General features: G+C 76.4%; 12 protein-coding genes and 1 pseudogene. 9 read left to right on the top strand and 4 right to left on the bottom strand.

What is annotated here, in order from left to right; genetic code table 11:
• Positions 1–9 precede the first annotated feature (9 nt).
• From IF27_RS08955 to IF27_RS08970, 4 genes are read left to right on the top strand one after another with little or no spacing between them, the layout of a single operon-like run.
• The gene (locus IF27_RS08955; protein WP_052848893.1) at positions 10–2,067 is read left to right on the top strand and encodes a SpoIIE family protein phosphatase; all 2,058 of its coding nucleotides are present in this window, start codon (positions 10–12) and stop codon (positions 2,065–2,067) included.
• 48 nt (positions 2,068–2,115) lie between these two features.
• Positions 2,116–3,681 carry a hypothetical protein gene (locus IF27_RS08960; RefSeq protein WP_223290970.1) on the top strand — a complete coding sequence of 522 codons (1,566 nt, stop codon included), beginning with the start codon at positions 2,116–2,118 and terminating at the stop codon, positions 3,679–3,681.
• Positions 3,678–4,529: a hypothetical protein gene (locus IF27_RS08965; RefSeq protein WP_052848895.1), complete on the top strand. Its 852-nt coding sequence runs from the start codon at positions 3,678–3,680 to the stop codon at positions 4,527–4,529. The genes IF27_RS08960 and IF27_RS08965 overlap by 4 nt, the downstream gene beginning before the upstream one ends.
• 11 nt (positions 4,530–4,540) lie before the next feature.
• Positions 4,541–9,181, top strand: a complete 4,641-nt coding sequence (locus IF27_RS08970) for a hypothetical protein (RefSeq protein ID WP_052848896.1) — start codon at positions 4,541–4,543, stop codon at positions 9,179–9,181.
• 34 nt (positions 9,182–9,215) lie between these two features.
• On the opposite strand, the gene IF27_RS08975 is transcribed toward IF27_RS08970, so the two are convergent.
• Positions 9,216–9,455, bottom strand: coding sequence for a hypothetical protein (locus IF27_RS08975; protein WP_338058202.1), 240 nt, complete (start codon positions 9,453–9,455; stop codon positions 9,216–9,218).
• Between the two features lie 275 nt (positions 9,456–9,730).
• Between IF27_RS08975 and IF27_RS08980 the strand changes: the two genes are divergently transcribed.
• Positions 9,731–12,163 carry a sensor histidine kinase gene (locus IF27_RS08980; protein WP_052848898.1) on the top strand — a complete coding sequence of 811 codons (2,433 nt, stop codon included), beginning with the start codon at positions 9,731–9,733 and terminating at the stop codon, positions 12,161–12,163.
• Positions 12,164–12,197: 34 nt separating this feature from the next.
• Positions 12,198–12,644: a roadblock/LC7 domain-containing protein gene (locus IF27_RS08985; RefSeq protein ID WP_052848899.1), complete on the top strand. Its 447-nt coding sequence runs from the start codon at positions 12,198–12,200 to the stop codon at positions 12,642–12,644.
• Between the two features lie 473 nt (positions 12,645–13,117).
• Here the strand turns inward: IF27_RS08985 and IF27_RS31505 are convergent.
• The 3 genes and pseudogenes from IF27_RS31505 to IF27_RS09005 all read right to left on the bottom strand — a co-directional run.
• Positions 13,118–14,073: pseudogene (locus IF27_RS31505) on the bottom strand (phosphotransferase family protein); the annotation flags it as partial.
• A 41-nt stretch (positions 14,074–14,114) separates the two neighbouring features.
• A complete protein-coding gene (locus IF27_RS09000) occupies positions 14,115–14,492 on the bottom strand; it encodes a hypothetical protein (RefSeq protein ID WP_190232874.1) in 378 nt (125 codons plus the stop codon).
• 75 nt (positions 14,493–14,567) lie between these two features.
• Entirely contained in the window at positions 14,568–15,317 is a 750-nt protein-coding gene (locus IF27_RS09005; RefSeq protein WP_052848901.1) for a M15 family metallopeptidase, read from the bottom strand.
• Positions 15,318–15,537: 220 nt separating this feature from the next.
• Here IF27_RS09005 and IF27_RS09010 point away from each other — a divergent pair, with 220 nt between their 5' ends.
• The 3 genes from IF27_RS09010 to IF27_RS09020 all read left to right on the top strand — a co-directional run bounded on the left by IF27_RS09010 (position 15,538) and on the right by IF27_RS09020 (position 19,460).
• Positions 15,538–17,568, top strand: coding sequence for an acetoacetate--CoA ligase (locus IF27_RS09010; protein WP_052848902.1), 2,031 nt, complete (start codon positions 15,538–15,540; stop codon positions 17,566–17,568).
• An 85-nt stretch (positions 17,569–17,653) separates the two neighbouring features.
• Positions 17,654–18,589, top strand: a complete 936-nt coding sequence (locus tag IF27_RS09015; RefSeq protein ID WP_052848903.1) for a hypothetical protein — start codon at positions 17,654–17,656, stop codon at positions 18,587–18,589.
• Between the two features lie 202 nt (positions 18,590–18,791).
• Positions 18,792–19,460 (top strand): NAD-dependent epimerase/dehydratase family protein, encoded by a 669-nt coding sequence (locus tag IF27_RS09020; RefSeq protein WP_052848904.1) that lies wholly within the window; start codon positions 18,792–18,794, stop codon positions 19,458–19,460.
• The last annotated feature ends 89 nt before the right edge of the window (positions 19,461–19,549 follow it).

Genomic DNA, 19,549 nt, shown 5'->3' on the forward strand with positions numbered 1-19,549 from the left:
GGCCGCGCCATGACCCACGACCGCGCCCCCGTCAGCACCGGCCGCGAGGCGGTCACCCTCGCCGACGGCCTGCTCGAAACCCTCACCCTCGCCGGGATCGTCCTCGACGGCACGGGCCGCGTCCTGCTGTGGGGCTCGGGCGCCGAACGCCTCTTCGGCCACGTGGCGGCCGACGTGACGGGCCGTCCCGTCACCCAGCTCCTCGGCCCCGGCAGGCCGCGCCGCCTCGCCGAGATGTGGCTGCGCCAGCCCGGCGGCCCCGACTGGTCGGGCGGGCTGCCCGTGCGGTTCGCGGACGGTGTCCTGCGCCGCGCCGAGTTCCGCGCCCAGTGGACGGTCGGCATGGACGGCGCGCCGCACGCGCTCGTCATCGCCGCCGACACGGCCACCGTCCGCCGCCTGGAGACCGACCTCGCGCTGTCCGCCGCCATCGTGGACCAGTCGCCGCTGGCCATCGCCCTGTTCGACGCCAAGATCCACTGGCTCCGCGCCAACCCCGCGCTCCAGAAGATGGTCGGCCTGCCCGCCGATCGGCTCATCGGCCACCGTTTCGGCGAGGTCATGCGCGACACGGACCTGTCGTCGATCGAGGGCGCCCTGCGCCACGTCCTGGACACCGGCGAGCCGCTGCTCGGCCAGATCGTCAGCGCGAGGCCGCTCGCCGACCCCGCGCACGAACACGTCTGGTCCGTCTCGTACTACCGCGTCGCCGTGCCGGGCGGCAGGACCTGCGGCGTCGTCGGCTCGGCCATCGACGTCACCGAGCCGCGCAACGCCGTCGCCGGGCTGGCCGCGGCGCGCAGCCGCCTGGCCCTCATCGCCGAGGCGGGCGCCAGCATCGGCACCACGCTCGACCTCGCCACCACCGCGCGCGAACTCGCCGGAGTCACCGTCCCGCGGCTCGCCGACCTGGCCGCCGTGGACATCCTGGAGGCCGTGCTCGACGAGGCGCCGGGACCGCCGTCGGCCCGCGAGGGCCCCGCCCGGTTCCGCACCCTGGCCGCCCTCGCCTGCGACAGCACCCAGGCGGGCTGCGCGGCCTACCCCGTCGGCGAGGCGGGCAGTTACGACGCCTCGCCGATCGTCACCGGCGTCGTCCGCACCGGCAAGTCCCGGCTCCTGCCGCGGCTCGGGCCCGACCAGCTGCGCGGCATCGCCCGCGACGACCAGGCCGCCGCCGTCCTGCGCGACACCGGCGTGACGTCCGCGCTCATCGTCCCACTCACGGCGCGCGGCGACGTGCTGGGCACCCTCACGCTCTGCCGCACGCGCCACCGCAGCCCGTTCGACACCGACGACCTCGCGCTCGCCACCGAACTGGCCGCCCGCGCCGCCATCAGCGTGGACAACGCCCGCCTCTACGGCCGCGAACGCAACATCGCCCTCATCCTCCAGCGCAGCATGCGACCCCAACTGCCCGAGGGCAACGACCTCGACGTCGCCCTGCGCTACCTGCCCGCCATCAGCGAGGCGGGCGGCGACTGGTGCGACGTGCTGCGGCTGCCCGGCGGACGCATCGGCCTCGTCGTCGGCGACGTCATGGGCAAGGGCGTCCACGCCGCCGCCATCATGGGACAACTGCGCTCCACGATCCGGGCGCTGGCGCGCCTCGACCTGCCGCCCGACGCCCTCCTCGGCCATCTGGAGGACACCGTCGAATCCCTCGGCGACACGACCGCCACCTGCGTCTACGCCATCTGCGACCCGGTCGGCGGCTACTGCGACATCGCCAGCGCGGGCCACCTGCCGCCCGTCCTCGTCCAGCCGGACGGCGCCGCCGAACTCGTCAACCTGCCGAACGCCGTACCCCTCGGCGTCGGCGGCGTGCCGTTCACCACACACCGCCGCGACCTGCGGGACGGCGCGACCATCGCGCTCTACACCGACGGCCTGGTCGAGGAGCGCGACGCGCCCATCGACACCGGCCTGCGCGCCATCTGCGAACTGCTCCAGGACCCGCCCGTGTCCCTGGAGGAGACCTGCGACCGCGTCCTGCACGGCCTGCGCCCCACCACGCCGACCGACGACGTCGCCCTTCTGCTGGCGCGCAACCACCGCCCGCGCTGACCGCGCGCCCCGACCGGGACAACAGCCGCATCCGGCCCGAATCGCTCGATGTCAGTGCCACCCCCTAGGGTGTGCCACGTGACCGCAGCAGCACCGCCGGAACGCACACCCCCCGGCCCCCTCCAGCCCCTCGGCCGACCCGCACCCGGGCCCGCCGCGGACGAGGGGCTCGCCCGGCGCCTGCGCGCGCTCGCCTGCACCGCCCCGCTGCACGACCTCGACGTCCGCAAGGCCAACCTCGCGGGAGAGTACAGCACTTACAGCATGGCCGAGGTCGCCCTCGCCGCCATCGACGCGATCACCCTGGCCATGGACTTCGACACGGGCGCCGACCACGAGCGCGTCGTCGGCCGCCTCCTGCCCCGCGTCGCCGCCCAGGCCCCCGGCCGCCCCACGGCCGAACACGAGCGTGTCGCCCGCTGGGTCCTCGACAACCTCATCAACGTCGGCAGCGTGGACCGCGGCTTCCGCGCCGTCTACGGCACGTTCGGGCCCGAAGGCGCCTACGTGCGGCGCGACTACGACTTCAAGCTCATCGAGGAGGTCCCGGGTCCCGGCGGCGGCGTCTGGCTGCGCACCACCGACGAGGCCGTCAACGTCCTCGTCGGCGCCCTCGACACCGACGTCACCAGCGCCCAGATCGCCGCCGAGGTCAAGCTCGACGTCCTCATCGCCCGCGGCCGTCTCGCCGACGCCCAGCTCGCCGCCGAACAGGCCCGCTACCGCACCGTCCAGTACGCCGAGACCCTGCGCCGCACCCTGGAGAGCACCCGCCGCGACGTCCGCGCCGTGGACTGGCTGCACGCCGTCCCCGACATGATCGACGAGGCGCTCGCGCACATCGCCGACCGCTACCGCCACGAGAACGCGATCCTCACCAACATCCGCCGCGCCCGCGACGAGGCCACCGCCACGGGCCACAAGCTGCGCGCCGCCGAACTCGTGGACATCGTCAAGGACTGCATCCGCAGGCACACCCAGCTCCAGTCACGGCTGCTCGAAGCGGGCCCGCTGTTCCGCGCCGAGCAGGACCGCCAGGCGTTCCGCCCCCCGGCGGCGCGCGCGGGCACCGACCTGTACGGGCAGCTCCTCGCGCCGCTGCTGACACAGCCGGTCGAACGGGCCGTCCGCGTCACCGACGCCTGGTTCGCCCGCGCCACCGGCCCCCGCCCGCCGGGCGCCGTCCGCCTCACCGACCTCACCGAGCTGCTGCTCACCCCGCCCGTGCCGCGCGAACACCTCGGCGCCGAACTGCCCGAGCCCGACCTCGTCGCCACCCCGGACGACAGCCGCTTCACCGAGGAACAGCTCACCGCCGCCCTCGACCTCCTGCGGCTCCCCGAGGACGCGCCCCGGCGCCTGTCGGGACTGCTCGCCGACGCCAGGCGCCGCGACCCCGAACTGCCGCACCTCGTCGCGCTCCTCGCGGTCCACGCCGCCAGCCCGGCCGTCGGCACCGCGTACCGGCAGGGCGAGCCCCGGCTGCTGTTCGCCGTGGACGACGGCGCGCAGCTCACGGACGACCCCGACATCGGCGGCGCCGACCTCGTCGTCGGCACCGCCCTGCTGGACGCGGCCGGGATGGCCGCCGAGCGGACGGAAGGCACCGCATGACCGACACCCAGCGGCCCCCCGCCGCCCCCGCCACCCCGGCCGACGCCGCCGACGCCGCGCGGCTCGTCTCCTTCGGGCTCCAGCCGAAGATCTCGCCCGCCCGCGACGCCGAGTACGGCGGCCTGCTGCGCCGCTACCAGGAGGAGCCGCCGTTCGCGCGGCTCGCCGACGCCGTCGCCGCAGGGCTCGGCCTCGTCGTCCTTGAGGTCTCCCCGCGCGCCGGGATGGCCGTCGCCGCCGCCGAGGACTCCGTCTTCGCCGTCCGCATGGGCGAGTACGCGCGCCGCGCCGCCACCGAGACGGCTGACCGCTTCCTCCACGGCCTGGCCCATCTCGCCGTCGCCGCGCTCGCGTTCCCCCGCCCCGCCGACCTCGCCGACGACGGGTACATCGGTCGCGTCACCGTGGCCGGTGTCGAGGCGTTCGTCCGCCAGGCGTGCCACCGCCTGGCGGAACGGGCCGCCGCCCAGGGCGAGAACACCGACCCGGCCACCGACGCGCCGGGGCTCGAAGCCGCCTGGCGCGTCTGGTCCCGCCGCACCGCGACCGGCGCCACCAAGGACGCGCGCCGCCTCGCCGGTTCGACCACCGGCATCATCGGCAAGGCCGTCGCGTTCCTCGCCGACGCCGGATTCCTCCAGCGCACCGGCGACGACGCGGGCGGCACCTACCGCACCACCGCCCGCTACCAGCTCCAGGTCCGCGAGCTGGCCGCGAGCAGCGCCATGGCCGAACTGCTCGCCCTCGGTGTCGTCCCGGTCGGCGACGGCAGCGGCTCCCTCGTGCCCCCCACCGACGACGACGCGCTCGGCCTCGTGCCGGACGCCGGTCTCCCGTTCCACGGCTAAGGACCCACCCGATGTACGAGCTGGCACGCATCCGCCTCTACTCCATCGGCCCGGCGGGCGCCCGGTACGCCGACACGGTCCTCGACCTGCGCGGCGTCGGCGCGCCCGTGCCGAGGCCCGCCCCCGCGCAGGCGGACTTCTTCGAGGACGAGCCGCAGGGCCCGCCGCGCAGGCCCGCGCCCGCCGGTGTCCTGTTCCTGGAGAACGGCGGCGGCAAGTCCGTGCTGCTGAAGCTGATCTTCTCGGTCATGCTGCCGGGCCACCGCAACACGCTCGGCGGCGCCAGCTCAGGCGTCCTGCGCAAGTTCCTCCTCGCGGACGACTGCGGCCACGTCGCCCTCGAATGGCAGCACACGCTGACGGGCGAGACCGTCGTCGTCGGCAAGGTCAGCGAGTGGCGCGGCCACCAGGTCTCCGGCGACCCGCGCCGCTTCGCCGAGGCGTGGTACTCGTTCCGCCCCGGGCCCGGCATGAGCCTCGACTCGCTGCCCGTCGCCGAGTCCGCGGCCCTGCGCCCCCGGGCCGACGGCACCTCGGGCGCGCGGGGCCGCCGCCGCACCATGAAGGGCTTCCGCGACGTCCTCACCGAGACCGCCAAGGCGTACGCCAACCTCGACGTCGTCTGGGAGGAGATCCACGAACGCTGGATCGACCACCTCGGCGCCCTCGGCCTCGACCCCGAACTGTTCCGCTACCAGCGGGAGATGAACGCCGACGAGGGCGAGGCCGCCGGTCTGTTCGCCGTCCGGCGCGACGCCGACTTCACCGACCTGCTGCTGCGCGCCGTCACCGACACCCGGGACACCGACGGCCTCGCCGACCTCGTCCACGGCTTCGCCCACAAGCTCGGCCGCCGCGCCGAACTGACCGCCGAGCGCGACTTCACGGCGGGCTCCGCCGACCTGCTGGTCCGTATCACCGAGGCCGCCGCCGAACGGGACACGGCCCGCGCCGTCCACGGCGCCGCCGAGCAGCGCGCCCGCGCCCTCGCCCGGCGCCTCACCGCGCGCGCCCTGCGCGAGCGCGAGCGGGCCGCCGTCCTCGCCGGGCGGGTCGCCGACGCCGCGACGACCGTCGCCGACGCGGACCGCGCGCGGGGCCTCGCCGCCCGCACCGCCGCCGAACTCGCCTACCGGCACGCCTCCCTCGCCCTCGCCGCCGCCGAGAAGGCCGCCGCGGCCCAGCGCCGCGAACTGATCGACGCGCGCACCCTCCAGGCCGCGTGGCAGGCGGCCGAGACCGTCCTCCAGCACCGGGCCGCAGCCGACCGGTCCGCCCGGGTGGCCGCCGCCATCCGCGAGGCCGAACGGGACGCAGCCCCCGCCCTCGCCGCCCGCGGCCGGGCCGCCGCCGCGCTCGTCCGCGCCCTGCACACCGCCGCCGCCGGGAGCGAGCGGGCCGCGACGGGACACGAGGAACGCTCCGCCGCCCTCCAGGCCGAGGCCGAGGCCGCGCACCGCGACGCCACCACCGCCGCCACCGAGGCGCAGCGCGCCCGCAGCGAGGCCGAGCACCTGCGCCAGCGGCTCGCCGAGATGGACCAGGAGACCGACCGGGCCGTCCGCGCCGGATGGCTCGACGGCGCCGACCCGGCGCGCGCCGCCCTCGCGGCCGACGACGCCGCCCAGACCGCCGCCGCCGCGTTCGAGTCGGCCCGCGAGGCAGCCGCCCGCACGGCCGACCACGCCCGGCAGACCGCCGCCGCGCACGGCCGCGCCGAACTGGCCGCCGCCCGCGCCGCGGACGCCGCCGAGGCCGCGCGGGCCGCCTGGGACGGCGAGCACCGCACGGCCGCCGCCCTCGCCGCAGAACCACGGCTCGCCGAACTGCTGAGCCTGCCGACCACGCCGGGCGGCGGCGCGGCGGACGGCCCGGCGGGCGGGGACCCCGCGCTGACGGCCGAGGAGCTGGACCGCGGCGCCGACGAGCTGACCCGCCTCTTCGACGAGCGCCTCACCACGGACGAGCGCCGCCTGTTCGACCTGCGCACCGCCGCCGCCGACGACGCCCGCATCCTCGCCGCACTCGGCGACGGCGGCCTCCTGCCCCCAGGACCCGACGTCCTCGCGACCGTCGAACACCTCGGCGAGCACGGCATCCCGGCCCTCCCCGGCTGGCGCTACCTGGCCCAGGCCGTCGATCCCGGCGACCACGCCGCCGTCCTCGCCGCGCGCCCCGAACTGGTGGACGGCGTCGTCGTCACCGATCCGGCCGGGCACGCGCGGGCGCGCGAGGTGCTGGCCCAGGCAGCTCTGCTGCCACGCTCCGCCGTCGCCGTCGGCACGGCCGCCGCGCTCCTCGCCCCCACCCCGCCGCCGGGCGGCGGCGACAGCGGCGTCTTCCTCGTCCCGCCCAACCCCGCCATGCACGACGAGCGCGCGGCCGACGACGAACGCCAGGCCCTCCGCCGCCGCACGGCCGAACGCGACACCGACATCCGCGCGCTGGCCGCCCGCACGGCCGCCGACCGCCGCCTCGCCGCCCGCCTCGCCTCCTGGCGCGCCGGCTGCCCCACCGGGCGGCTCGCCGAACTGGCCGCCGCCGCCGAGCGGGCCACGGCGGAGTCCGAGGCGGCCCACCGCCGCCTGGCCGAGTCGGGCGCCGCCCACGCCGCCGCCGAGGACGCCTCGGCCGAGGCGTCCCGCGCCCGCGACGAACGGCAGGACGCCGCCCAGCGCGCCCGTCGCGCGGCCGACGCCCTCGCCGGGCTCGCCTTCCGCCTGCGCGAACGCCCCAGGCAGCAGGCGCGGCTGCGCGAACTGGCCGCCGAGACGGCCGAGGCGGAGGCACGGGCCGCCGTCCTCCTCGACCGCGCCCGCGCCGCCGACGAGGACCGCCGCAGCGTCCAGCGCGCCGCCGACGACGCCCGCCGCACCGCCCGCGCGCTGCGCGCGGAACGCGCCGAGGTCACCGGCGCTCCCGAACCCGCGGACGGCGAGGACGTCCCCCCGGCCCCGCCGACGGACGACACGCCGCCCGCGCCCCTCCCCGCGCTGCGCGAGGCGTACCGGTCGGCCTCCCAGCTCTACGAGAAGGTCGGCGTCGGCGCCGACCTGCGCGCGGAGCAGGCCCGCGCGGAGAGCGAGGAGAGCGCGGCCCTCGCCGGTCTCGACCGGCTCAGCAACAAGGTCCGCACCCGCGCCGCCCGCCTCCTGGAGGGCACCGAGGGCGCCGACGGCCCCTCACGCCAGGCCGCCGCCGCCCGCGCCGAGTCCCTGGTGCACCTGCTGGAGACCCGCGCCTCCGCCGCCAGCGAGCAGCTGGGCCGCCTGCGCGGCGAGGCCGAACGGCTCGCCCCCACCGACGGCACCCGCCACATCGACCTGCCCGACGACGACGCGCCCGCCGACGCCGACCGTGCCCGCCTCCTCCTGCGCGACGCCACCGCCGCGCTCGCCGCGCAGGACGACGCCCTCGCCGCCGCCCGCGACACCCACGAGGCCCTGCTCCACGACCACCACGCCGCCCAGGACGCGGTCGGGGGCTTCGAGGAGATCGCCGCGCTCCTGCGCGACCTGCTGCGCGACCCGGCGCCCGGCCAGGCGACGCCCGAGGGCGACGACACCCCCGCCGGGCAGGACGACACGGAGGCGTACGCGGGCACCCTCGCCGAGGCACGGCAGGCCGCGACCGACACCCGCCGCGCCCTGCGCGCCGACGCCGCCGGGCTCGCCACCGCCGAGTCCGCCGTCCGCGAGGCGTCCGACCGCCTCGTCCGGCACGCAAACTCCACGCGCTACGAGCACGTACGCACCCCCGCCCGGCAGCAGATCCGCGAACTGCCCGCCGCCGCCCTGCCCACCCACGCCGCCGCCTGGTCCCAGGCGTTCGCGCCACGCCTGCGCGTCCTCACGGACGAGCTGGCGCAGCTCGAACGCAACCGCGACAGCATCACCGACCGGCTGCGCGGCCTCGTCGAGTCGTCCCTGACGACCCTGCGCGCCGCGCAGCGGCTCTCCCGGCTGCCCGAGGGCCTCGGGGAGTGGTCGGGGCAGGAGTTCCTGCGCATCCGGTTCGAGGACCCGGACCAGGCGAGCCTCACCGAGCGGCTCGGCGAGGTCATCGACGAGACCACCCGCGCCGCCGTGAAGAAGAACTCCGACCTGCGCCGCGACGGCATGTCCCTCCTCCTGCGCGGGGTCCAGGCGGCGCTCCAGCCCCGGGGCGTGCGCGTCGAGATCCTGAAGCCGGACGCCGTGCTGCGCGCCGAGCGCGTCCCCGTCGGACAGATGGGCGACGTCTTCTCCGGCGGCCAGCTCCTCACCGCCGCCATCGCCCTCTACTGCACGATGGCCGCGCTGCGCAGCAACGACCGCGGCCACGACCGGCACCGGCACGCGGGCACGCTGTTCCTCGACAACCCCATCGGGCGCGCCAACGCGACCTACCTGCTGGAGCTGCAACGCGCCGTCGCCGACGCCCTGGGCGTCCAACTCCTCTACACGACCGGCCTGTTCGACACGACGGCACTCGCCGAGTTCCCGCTCGTCATCCGGCTGCGCAACGACGCGGACCTCCGCGCGGGCCTGAAGTACATCAGCGTGGAGGAGCACCTGCGCCCCGGCCTGCCCGAGGCCGACCCCGACGCCGGGGCCGTCCACGGCGAGATCACCGCGACGCGGGTGTTCCGCCGCCCGCCCGCGGCGCCCTGACGCACCTCGCCCTGACCCGCGACGTGGCGCCGGGTCAGGGTCTGCGCACCCGTGGACGGTTCCGCGCCGCGCTGCTCGGCACGGACACGACCCCGTTGCGCTGCCGCCACTGCTGCCGTGTGACCCAGATGTCGAGCACCGACCACGTGGCGACCACGCTGCTCGCCAGCGTGGCCACCAGCATCGGGAACGCCAGCCATGATCCGGCCAGTGTGCACAGCAGGACGACGACCAGCTGACTGAGCGTCAGCGCGATGATGATCCCGGCGCGCACACACGCCGCTCGCACCGGGTCCGGCATTCGGTGTCTCGCGTACACGCCGCCTTCGCTTCCTGCACGAATCGGATACGCGGAAATGCCCGCGACGTCCATGGTAGAACGCCTTGCGCGTGTGCGGGGGACGGACGAGTATGAGGCGCCCGCACGCCAACTGCCGCCGCCCGCACCCTTGTACCGCGGGCCGATACGCGCCCCTCGCGCCGATGCCGGTAGTAGGCTCGCGCTGCGGACGCGGGAACCCCACAGGCCGACTCGATCAAGGGGAGGGCATGCGCTTTCGCGGCAAGTCGATCCGGCGGAAGGTCGGGGCGCTGGTCCTGGTACCGCTGCTGTCCCTCGCGGCGCTCTGGGCCTGCGCCGCGACCGTCACGATGTCCGACGCGCGCCGCGCGGGCGCGGCGGGGGACGCCGCCGACACGCTCACCGGACCCGTCCTCGCCGTGGTGGACGCCGTCCAGGAGGAGCGCAGACAGACCCTCGTCCACCTCGCCGACCCCCGCCGCGCCGAAGGGCTCGACGCCCTCACCGCGACCCACGAGACGGCCGACGCGGCCACCCGCCGCGTACGCGACCTGGCGGACGACGCGGGGGACGGCCTCGGCACCACCGCGCGCGCCCGGCTCGACGGCCTCCTCGCCGCCCTCGACGGCCTGGGCAGACTGCGTGAGGCGGTCGGCAGCAACACCACCTCGCGCCCCGACGCGCTCGACGCGTACACGGGCGTCGTCGGCCCCGCGTTCCGCCTCCTCGACGCGCTGCGGCCCGTCGCCGACCCGGACCACGACGCCCAGGGCGGCGCGGTCGTCGCGCTCGCCCGCGCCCGCGACCTGCTGTCCCAGGAGGACGCCCTCGTCGCCGGGGCGCTCGCCTTCGGCCGCACCACCGAGGACGAACTGCGCACGCTGGCCGACCTGATGGCCCAGCGTCGGCTGACCCTGGACACCGCCCTGCCCGAACTGACCGTCGAGGACCGCGAGGTCTTCGAGGAGTTCACCGGCGGCGGCACCGTCGGCGTCCTCACCGCGGCGGAGCAGAACCTGATCGACGGCCGTACCGCCACGGTCCAGGCCGACCGCTGGCAGGCGGCGACCGCCGCCGCGCTCGACGAGCTGACGCGCCTCACCGACCAGGCCCGCGACCGTTACCGGGACGGCGTCGAGCCCGGCGCGTCCGGCCTGCGCACGCGCGCGCTGCTGCTCGGCGCCGTCGGCCTGGCCGCCGTCGCGCTGTCCGCGTTCGTCGCCCTGCGGACCGGACGGTCCCTGGTACGCGACCTGCGCGCCCTCGCCCGCGAGGCCACCGAGTCCGCCGACGTCAAGCTGCCGGGCGTCACCCGCAGGCTCGCGGCGGGCGAGCACATCGACGTCGAGACCGAGGCGCCGCGCCTCGACTACGGGCCGGACGAGATAGGCCGCGTCGGGCAGGCCCTGAACACGCTCCAGCGCGCCGCCGTCTCGGCCACCGTGGAGCGCACCCGCACGCGGCGCGGCATCTCCCAGGTGTTCGTGAACGTCGCCCGCCGCAACCAGGTCCTGCTGCACCGCCAGTTGAACCTGATCGAGTCGCTGGAGCGCCGGACCGAGGACCCGGAGGACGCCGGGGACCTCGTCCGCGCCGCGCACCTCGCCTTCCGCATGCGGCGCCACGCCGAGGGGCTCGTCGTCCTCTCCGGCGCCGCCCCCGCCCGGCAGTGGCGCAAGCCCGAGTCGCTGATGGACGTGGTGCGCGCCGCCGTCCGCGAGGTGGAGGACTTCGAACGCGTCGAGGTCCGCATGCTGCCGCCGCTCACCGTGGCGGGCGGCGCCGTCGCCGACCTCGTGCACCTCGTCGCCGAACTCCTGGAGAACGCGACGCTGTTCTCCCCGCCGCACACCGCCGTACAGGTCAGCGGCGAGCGCGTCCCGCACGGCTTCACGCTGGAGATCCACGACCGCGGCCTCGGCATGGCGGCGGAGGCGCTGCACGAGGCGAACCAACGGCTCGCCGAGAGCCCCGAGTTCGAGCCGTCGGACACGGATCGCGTCGGCCTGTTCGTCATCGCGCGGCTCGCGCGGCGGCACGGCGTCAGGGTCGCGCTGCGCGAATCCCCGTACGGCGGCACCACCGCCGTCACCCTCATCCCCGGCGAACTCCTCACCGAGGCACGGGAGGAGGCGCCCAGGCGGCTCACGCACGTGCCCGGCAGACCGGCGCTGCACGGCGGCGTGATGGACGGCCCCGTCGAACTGGACGGGCCGGTCGGCGTCGGCCACGCGGCCGACGGCGTCCACGAGCACGCCCACGCCGCCGGGCCCGAGGCCGCCCGCGAACCCGGGCGCCCCGGCGACCGCCCGGGACTGCCGCGCCGCCACCGCGCGCCGGTCCTGGTGTCCGACCACGGGCGCCCCGTCGGGCCCCGCTCGGGCGCCGAGGACGCGCCCGGCCCCGCCGACACCCCGGCCGACACCCCTGGCGAGCCGCCCGAGCCCGCTGCCCCGGCCACCACCGCCACCGGACTGCCCCGGCGCGTACGCCGGGCGCAGGCCGCCCCCACCGGCCCGCCGCCCGTCGGCAGGTCCGGTGACGACGTCGCCGACGACGCCGACGCCGAGGAACCCGAGCTGGACGCCGACGAGATCCGCGCCCGCATGGCGGCCCTCCAGCGCGGCTGGCGGCGCGGCCGGGAGCAGAACGGCGAACGGCCGGGCCGTCCGTCCGCATGACACCGTCACCAGCGACACCCGTGAGGCAGGACCGATGACCGCACCCAAGGACACGGCGGCGGGCCCACCACCGCAGACCGGCCACGGCAGCGACACCGCACGGCTCGACGGCCTCCTGGCCGACCTGGCGGACCGCGTCCCGGACGTCAGACACGCCCTCCTGCTGGCCTCCGACGGCCTGCCGCGCGGCGGTTCGCGCGGCCTGGCGCAGAGCGACGCCGAGCAGCTCGCCGCCGTGGCGTCCGGCTTCCACAGCCTCGCGCGCGGCGTCGGCGGGCACTTCGCGACGGGCTCGGTCCGCCAGACCCTGGTCGAACTGGACGACGCCTTCCTGCTGGTGACCGCGGCGGGCCGGGGGAGCGCGCTGGCCGTGCTCGCCGAGGTGGAGGCGGACCTCGGGCAGATCGCGTACGAGATGGCGCTGCTGGTGAAACGTGCCGCGCCCCTCCTCCAGACGCCCCCGCGGCACGGCCCCGCCTGAGCCCGTCCGGCCTCCGCGCGGCCGTCGCGCGGCTCCCGTGCGGCCCGGAAGGTCTCCGGTCGGCTGCGCCGATGTCGCGAACCGGTGACAACGCGCGGGCGTGCGAACCGTTTCCGCACCTCCGCCGTCCCAGTGAGCGACAGCGGAGGCCCGGGACCGACGGGGGTGGCTCCGGGCCCCGTTGTCGGCGGCGGGCCGTCAGGGCGCCCTCGCCGCATCACCGGTGAGACGCGCTCAGCAGCATCGGCTGTGCGTCGCGCAGCTCGCGGTGCCCGTAGGTGCCGGTGTGCCCCCGGGGAGATGTGGGTGGTGACGGGCGCGCCGAGGTCCCGCAGCCTGCGGCTCAGCGCGCGGGCCTTCCGGCAGCAGACGGCCTCGGTGACGGAGACGACGTCGTCGGGCAGCAGGGCCGCGCCGGCCAGCACGGCACGGCGCGTCGGTGCGCGTGTCATACGCGGGCCATCGGCCGTCGGCGCGTGCATCAGGGCGGTGACATAGGCATCCAGCCGCTCCTCCACGACCCGTGTCGTCAGCTCCGTCCTTCCTGCCTCCCGCCATGGCCGCGCCACCAGCCGGACCTCTTCCGAGCTCGCCAGGCCGTCCCGCACCTGCCAGTACAGCCGCTCGCCCGTGGACGCGGCCGGCGTCCCACCGGCCTCCTCGTACGCCTCGGTGAACCGCAGCCCCCACGCCGGGCCGTGCAGCAGTGCGAGAACGGTGGAACAGTGCGCCACGTCGAGATCCGCGGGGCCCCAGGAGGTTGCCGCCCGGTCCACGACGCCGCTGATCCGGGCACCCGCCGGGCCCGAGGGCGGTACGTCGAACAGCACGTTGCCCGGTTGGAAGTCCTGGTGCAGGAACCGCCCTTCGCAGCGCGGCGCGGGCCTGCGGATCACGTCGATCGCCGCCGCCCACACCGCCGCGTCGGCGTTCCTCGGGATCACGACGGTATCGGCGGTCGTCAACGTCACGTACTCCCGGGGCCGCTCGGCGGGGCGCAGCGCGTGGATCGCCACGAGTTGACGGGCCAGCAGCGGGAGGCGGGTCGCCAGCCCCTCGTCGTCGAGGACCGTCCGGCCCGGCATGTGCGTCATCAGGAGCGACGGGAACTCGCAGTGCGCGGCGGCCGGATCGACCGCGACCAGACCGGGAGCCGAGACGTCCGTCGTCCCCGTGAGCCGGGACAGGGCGTCGGCTCCCTGTGCAGCGAGTCCTCGGCGCGTTCCTGGTGGAGCGGGTCGATGAAGCTCCGCAGCACCAGGTGACGGGGGGCTCCGTCCCGTGTGCCGATGGTCAGCCTCCGCATGTCGGCGGTGATGCCGCCGTGCAGCGCCTCGGTCCTGACGACCCGCTCCCCGGCATGCAGGTGTCGGCCCACCCAGGCCAGGGTCAACGGGGGGACAGGCGTCGCCTTGTCGTGGTCGGTCACCGGGCCACCCCCTCATCCGCCGGGCTGTGCGCGCGACTGCCTCACGGCGCCGCTCCGTGGCTCAGCCGGGCGTCGAGGCGGCTGACGACCGCGCGGAGTTCGCGGGCGCTCCGCGGCGACATCGCCGCCGACACGGTGTCGAGGAGGGCGCGGGCTTCGAGCGGGTCGCCGCAGCAGTACCAGTGCGCGCCGCCCCACTCGTACGCGTGGACCGACCGCCCCCGGGAGAGGCGGACATGGTCCTTCCACAGGCGCACGGCAGCGGCGACGTCCCCCGGCCCCAAGTAGCCGCGGGTGCGTTCGAGGCGGACGATCTCGGACAGCGCGCCGGTGGACAGGCCGTCGATTCCCGGCTGTTCGCGGGTGGTCCTTCGGCGGGGGAGTCCCGCCCGGACGATTCCTGGGCGCCTACGCGGCATGGACCTTTCGGATGGTCGTCATGCCGTCCATCGTGCCACGTGCCCGGCCCGGCCACCCGTGCGGGGCCGTCGGCCTCAGTCCCCGCCGGGCGCGTCGCGCGACACGGGGAAGTCGAAGTGCGTGTCGGGGAACGGCTCGGGCTCGTACCCGAAGTGCCACCACTCCGTCGTCACCGGGACGAAGCCCTCGCGCGTCAGCGCCCCCCGCAGCGTCGCGCGGGCCGTCCGCTGGTCGGCGTCCAGGTCCCGCTCCCCGACGTGCGAGCGCGGGTCGAAGAAGTCGAAGTCCGTGCCCATGTCCACCGGTTCGCCGTCGCGCACCAGCGTCACGTCCACGGTGCTGCCGCGGCTGTGCCCCGAGCGCTCGGCGAGGTAACCCTCGTCGAACAGCCGGTCCTTGGGCACCCGCGGGTAGAACTCGTCCTTCGTGCGGGTGTCGTCCTCGTCGTCCGCCCAGCGCAGGAAGTGGTCCACGGCGCGCTGCGGCCGGTAGCAGTCGTACACCAGGAGGCCGTAGCCGCGTCCGCCCAGCGCCCGGTGAGCCCGCCGCAGCGCCTGCGCGCTCTCCTCCGTCAGCAGGCACTCGGCGTCGCGGTAGCCGTCCACGGGCTCGCCGACGAAGTTGTGCCGCCCCGCGTAGCGGATGTCCTGGCGGATGCCGGGCGCCACGTCGCGCAGGGCGACGAACTCCTCAGGCACCCGCGACGGGTCGGCGTCCGCGCCGCCGCCCCCGCGCTCCGCCGTGCCGCCGAACCCGGCGGCGAGCAGGCCGACGACGCCCACGGCTGCTGCGAGCCCGGCTGCTGCGGTGTATCGGCGGCGCACCCTCCCACAGCTACCCGACGGGCCCGGCGCGCGACAGCCGGGGCGGCGCGGCGGGCGGCATCCGGGTGGCGGTGACGGCCACCCCGCCGCCTCCCGCCGCGACCGACCCACCGGGCTCCCTTGACCGATCCGGCCGCGAAGTGAGCAGATAACGCTCTGAACGGTGAAAATCCCCATCGTGGTCCCGTCCCCGTCCGCGCCACCCGTACCGGGAGCCGACATGCCCACCGACACCGCCCCCACCTCGCCCGCACCCCTGTGGCGCCCCGCCCCCGAACGGATCGCGGACGCCCGTCTCACCGCCTTCCACGCCTTCGCCGCCGACCGGTACGGCGCGCCCACCCCCCGCGCGGGCGACCCCGCCGCCGACTACGCGGCACTCCACCGCTGGTCGGTCACGGAGCTGGACGCGTTCTGGCGGGCGATCGCGGACTGGTTCCGCGTGGCCTTCCGCACGCCGTACACGGCCGCCCTCGCCGACCCGGCGATGCCCGGCGCCCGCTGGTTCCCCGGCGCGACCCTCAACTACGCGGAACACGCCCTGCGCACGGCCGACGACCCGGCGCGCGCCGACACCCCCGCGCTGCTGCGGATCGACGAACGGCTCGCGCCCGAGGCCGTCTCCTGGGCCGAGCTGCGCCGCCTGACCGCCTCGCTCGCCGCCGCCCTGCGCGACCTGGGCGTGCGGCCCGGCGACCGGGTCGGCGGCTACCTGCCGAACGTCCCCGAGGCCGTCGTCGCCCTGCTCGCGACGGCGGCGGTCGGCGCCGTCTGGACGTCCTGCGCGCCCGACTTCGGCGCCCGAGCCGTCCTCGACCGCCTCCAGCAGGTGGAGCCGGTCGTCCTGATCGCGGTGGACGGCTACCGCTACGGCGGCAAGGTCCACGACCGCGCCGGGACCGTCGCCGAGCTGCGCCGCGGCCTCCCCACGCTGCGGGCCGTCGTCCACGTGCCGCTGCTCGGTTCCGCGCCGCCGGAAGGGGCCCTGGCCTGGGACGACCTCACGGGCGGTGACGCGCCGCCCGTGTACGACGCGGTGCCGTTCGACCATCCGCTGTGGGTGCTGTACTCGTCGGGCACGACCGGCCTGCCGAAGGCCATCGTGCACTCCCAGGGCGGCATCCTCCTCGAACACCTCAAGCAGATCGGGCTCCACTGCGACCTCGGTCCTGGCGACCGGCTGTTCTGGTACACGTCCACCGGCTGGATGATGTGGAACTTCCTCGTCTCCGCGCTGCTCACCGGCACCACGGCAGTCCTGTACGACGGCAGCCCCGCCCATCCCTCCACCGACGTCCAGTGGCGCGTGGCCGAGCGCACGGGCGCGACGCTGCTGGGCACGTCCGCCTCCTACGTCATGGCGTGCGCCAAGGCGGGCGTCCGCCCGGGCCGCGACCTGGACCTGTCGGCGACGCGCTGTGTCGCGACGACGGGCTCCCCGCTGCCGCCCGACGGCTTCCGCTGGCTGCACGAGGAGGCCGGGGCCGACCTGTGGATCGCCTCGGTCAGCGGCGGCACCGACGTGTGCAGCTGCTTCGCGGGGGCCGTCCCCACGCTGCCCGTCCACACCGGCGAACTCCAGGCGCCAGGTCTCGGCACCGCGCTCGCCGCGTGGAGCCCCGAGGGCGAACCGCTCGTCGGCGCGGTCGGCGAGCTGGTGGTGACCGCGCCGATGCCCTCCATGCCGATCCGCTTCTGGAACGACCCGGGCGACACCCGCTACCTGGACAGCTACTTCGCCATGTACCCGGGGGTGTGGCGGCACGGCGACTGGACGACGCTGACGGCGCACGGCGGCGTCGTCATCCACGGCCGCTCGGACTCGACGCTCAACCGGCAGGGCGTCCGCATGGGCTCCGCCGACCTGTACGAGACGGTCGAGCGGCTGCCGGAGATCCGCGAGTCGCTGGTCGTCGGGGTCGAGGAGCCCGGCGGCGGGTACTGGATGCCGTTGTTCGTCCGGCTCGCGGACGGTGCGGTGCTCGACGACGCGCTGCGCGAGCGGGTCAGGACGGCGATCCGCGCCGAACTGTCCCCACGCCACGTGCCCGACGAGATCGTCCAGGTCCCCGCGCTCCCGCACACCCTGACGGGCAAGCGCCTCGAAGTGCCGGTCAAGCGGCTCCTCCAGGGCGCCGCGCTCGCCGAGGCCGTCAACCCGGGTTCCGTGGACGATCCCGAGCTGCTGCGCTTCTACGAGCGCCTCGCCCGCGAGCGGGCCGCTGTCAGTGGTGCCGATTACTCTGAGTGACGTGCTGGTCGGCTGCCCGGGATCCCCGGGCGGCCGACCGGGGAACGGCGCGCGGAAACAGCGCGCCATGAAGCGAGGGGGAGTCATGACATCGAGGACACGACGCGCCGGGCGGAACGGCCGGGGGCGAGGCGGGGGAGGCGGCGGCCGGGGGACGGCCGCGCGCTGGCAGGAGAGCGCGGGGACGGTCGCGGTCGTCGCCGACGAGGTGGCGTTCCGGCGGATGCGCCGCTACCCGACCTTCGCGCACACCGACCACGCCGGATATCTCAGGCGGACCGAGGCACTGCTCCGCTCCCTGGCGAGACGGCACGGGCACACCAGCGTCGCCCTGTTCGACCCGGCGGACTACGACGAGTACTGCGGCCAGGAGGGGATCGACCGGGACAGCCCCGCCAGCCGCGCCCGCTACACGGCCGAGATCGCCGCGCGCGGCGCGACCGTCCCGTACGACGGGCAGCCCCTGGCGCGGCTCGTGCCGCTCCTGCTCACCGCGCACCGGCGGCAGGAGACGTGGGGCCGGGCCGGTGACCTGCTGGCGGCGTCCGGCCCCTGCGCCGACTGCGGCGCGCCGCTGGCCCGCTGCGCCTTCCAGCGGGCCGCCACGCTGCTCACCGGCGTCCTGGAGCGCACCGGGCCCGGCGGGCACCACCTGGTCGCCAGCCTGCTGACCGGCGCGGGCCCCTTCACGGCGGCGCTGCGCGCCGAGGTGGGGTCGGACGGGGGCGTACGGCTGGCCGACGCGGACGCCCTCGTGCTCTGCACCGTCCTGGCCGCCGGCCTGGCCACCGACGACCCCGGCGGCCTGGTCCTGCGCTCCACACCGGCGGACGGCGGCGGCGCGCCCGAGCAGGTCTGCGGCTGGAGCCTGCGCGGCGGGCGCCTGCACGCGCTCACCGAGGGCGAGGTCTTCGCGGCCTACTGTACCGACGCGCTGACGGGCGACCCCGTCCCGCCCGAGCCTGACGTCGTCTACCGGGCCGCGCCCGGCATCGCGCGCCCACCCTGCCCGGAGGGCTGACGGGCCCCGCCGCCCGGCCCCGGCGCCGGGGCCGGGCGGCACGGGCCGACGGTGCGGCCTGGCGGCACGGCCTGGCAGCGCTGGGCGACCGTGCCGGGGACGGCGACGCCGGATGGTGCCGCCGGGGGGCGGGACCGGTACGCTCGGGCTCCAATCGGAGGAAGCTCCGTTTCTCCGTGACCTGCCTGGCGAGGAGTCCCGTATGAAGGTCGCCGTCTTCGGCGCGAGCGGCATGGTCGGGCAGGGCGTCCTGCGCGCCTGCCTCCTGGACGAGGCCGTGACGGAGGTCGTGGCCGTCGTCCGCCGCCCGCTCGGCGCGCCCCACCCGAAGCTCCGCGAGATCGTCCACACGGACTTCACCGACCTGTCCGCCGTCGCCGACGCCCTCGGCGCACCCGACGCCTGCTTCTACTGCCTGGGCATCTCCTCCGCCGGGCTCGCCGAGGCCGAGTACACCGTCATCACCCACGACTACACCCTCGCCGCGGCCGAGACCCTGCTCGCCCGCAACCCCGCCCTGACCTTCGTCTACGTCTCGGGCTCTGGCGCCGACAGCACCGAGTCCGGCTCGACGATGTGGGCCCGCGTCAGAGGCAGGACCGAGAACGCGCTGCTCGCCCTGTCACCACGCGCCCGCGTCATCCGGCCCGGATACATCAGGCCGCGCCACGGAGCCCGCTCCCGCACGCGCTCCTACCGCGTCCTGTACGCCACGACGTCGTGGCTCTACCCCCTGTTCCACCGCCTCCTGCCCCGGCACACCACGACGACGGACACCCTCGGCCGCGCCATGCTCGCGCTGGCGCGCACCACGGACGAGGACCTCCCGCGCATCCTCACCAGCGAGCACGTCAACCGCCTCGGCGCCTGACCACACCTCCGGGTGACCCGCGGTGGCCCCCGGGGGCGGCGCCGGGCAGGCGCGCGCCCGGCCGCCCACGTCCGGCGCACCGCGCACAG

The sequence above is a fragment of the Streptomyces avicenniae genome (assembly GCF_000719135.1).
In the GTDB taxonomy this organism is placed as follows: domain Bacteria; phylum Actinomycetota; class Actinomycetes; order Streptomycetales; family Streptomycetaceae; genus Streptomyces; species Streptomyces avicenniae.

Excerpts from the sequence above, each read along its gene's own strand:
- IF27_RS08955 (WP_052848893.1), top strand. The coding sequence starts at position 10 with ATGACCCACGACCGCGCCCCCGTCAGCACCGGCCGCGAGGCGGTCACC.
- IF27_RS08960 (WP_223290970.1), top strand. The coding sequence starts at position 2,116 with ATGTCAGTGCCACCCCCTAGGGTGTGCCACGTGACCGCAGCAGCACCG.
- IF27_RS08965 (WP_052848895.1), top strand. The coding sequence starts at position 3,678 with ATGACCGACACCCAGCGGCCCCCCGCCGCCCCCGCCACCCCGGCCGAC.
- IF27_RS08970 (WP_052848896.1), top strand. The coding sequence starts at position 4,541 with ATGTACGAGCTGGCACGCATCCGCCTCTACTCCATCGGCCCGGCGGGC.
- IF27_RS08980 (WP_052848898.1), top strand. The coding sequence starts at position 9,731 with ATGCGCTTTCGCGGCAAGTCGATCCGGCGGAAGGTCGGGGCGCTGGTC.
- IF27_RS08985 (WP_052848899.1), top strand. The coding sequence starts at position 12,198 with ATGACCGCACCCAAGGACACGGCGGCGGGCCCACCACCGCAGACCGGC.
- IF27_RS09000 (WP_190232874.1), bottom strand. The coding sequence starts at position 14,492 with ATGCCGCGTAGGCGCCCAGGAATCGTCCGGGCGGGACTCCCCCGCCGA.
- IF27_RS09010 (WP_052848902.1), top strand. The coding sequence starts at position 15,538 with ATGCCCACCGACACCGCCCCCACCTCGCCCGCACCCCTGTGGCGCCCC.
- IF27_RS09015 (WP_052848903.1), top strand. The coding sequence starts at position 17,654 with ATGACATCGAGGACACGACGCGCCGGGCGGAACGGCCGGGGGCGAGGC.
- IF27_RS09020 (WP_052848904.1), top strand. The coding sequence starts at position 18,792 with ATGAAGGTCGCCGTCTTCGGCGCGAGCGGCATGGTCGGGCAGGGCGTC.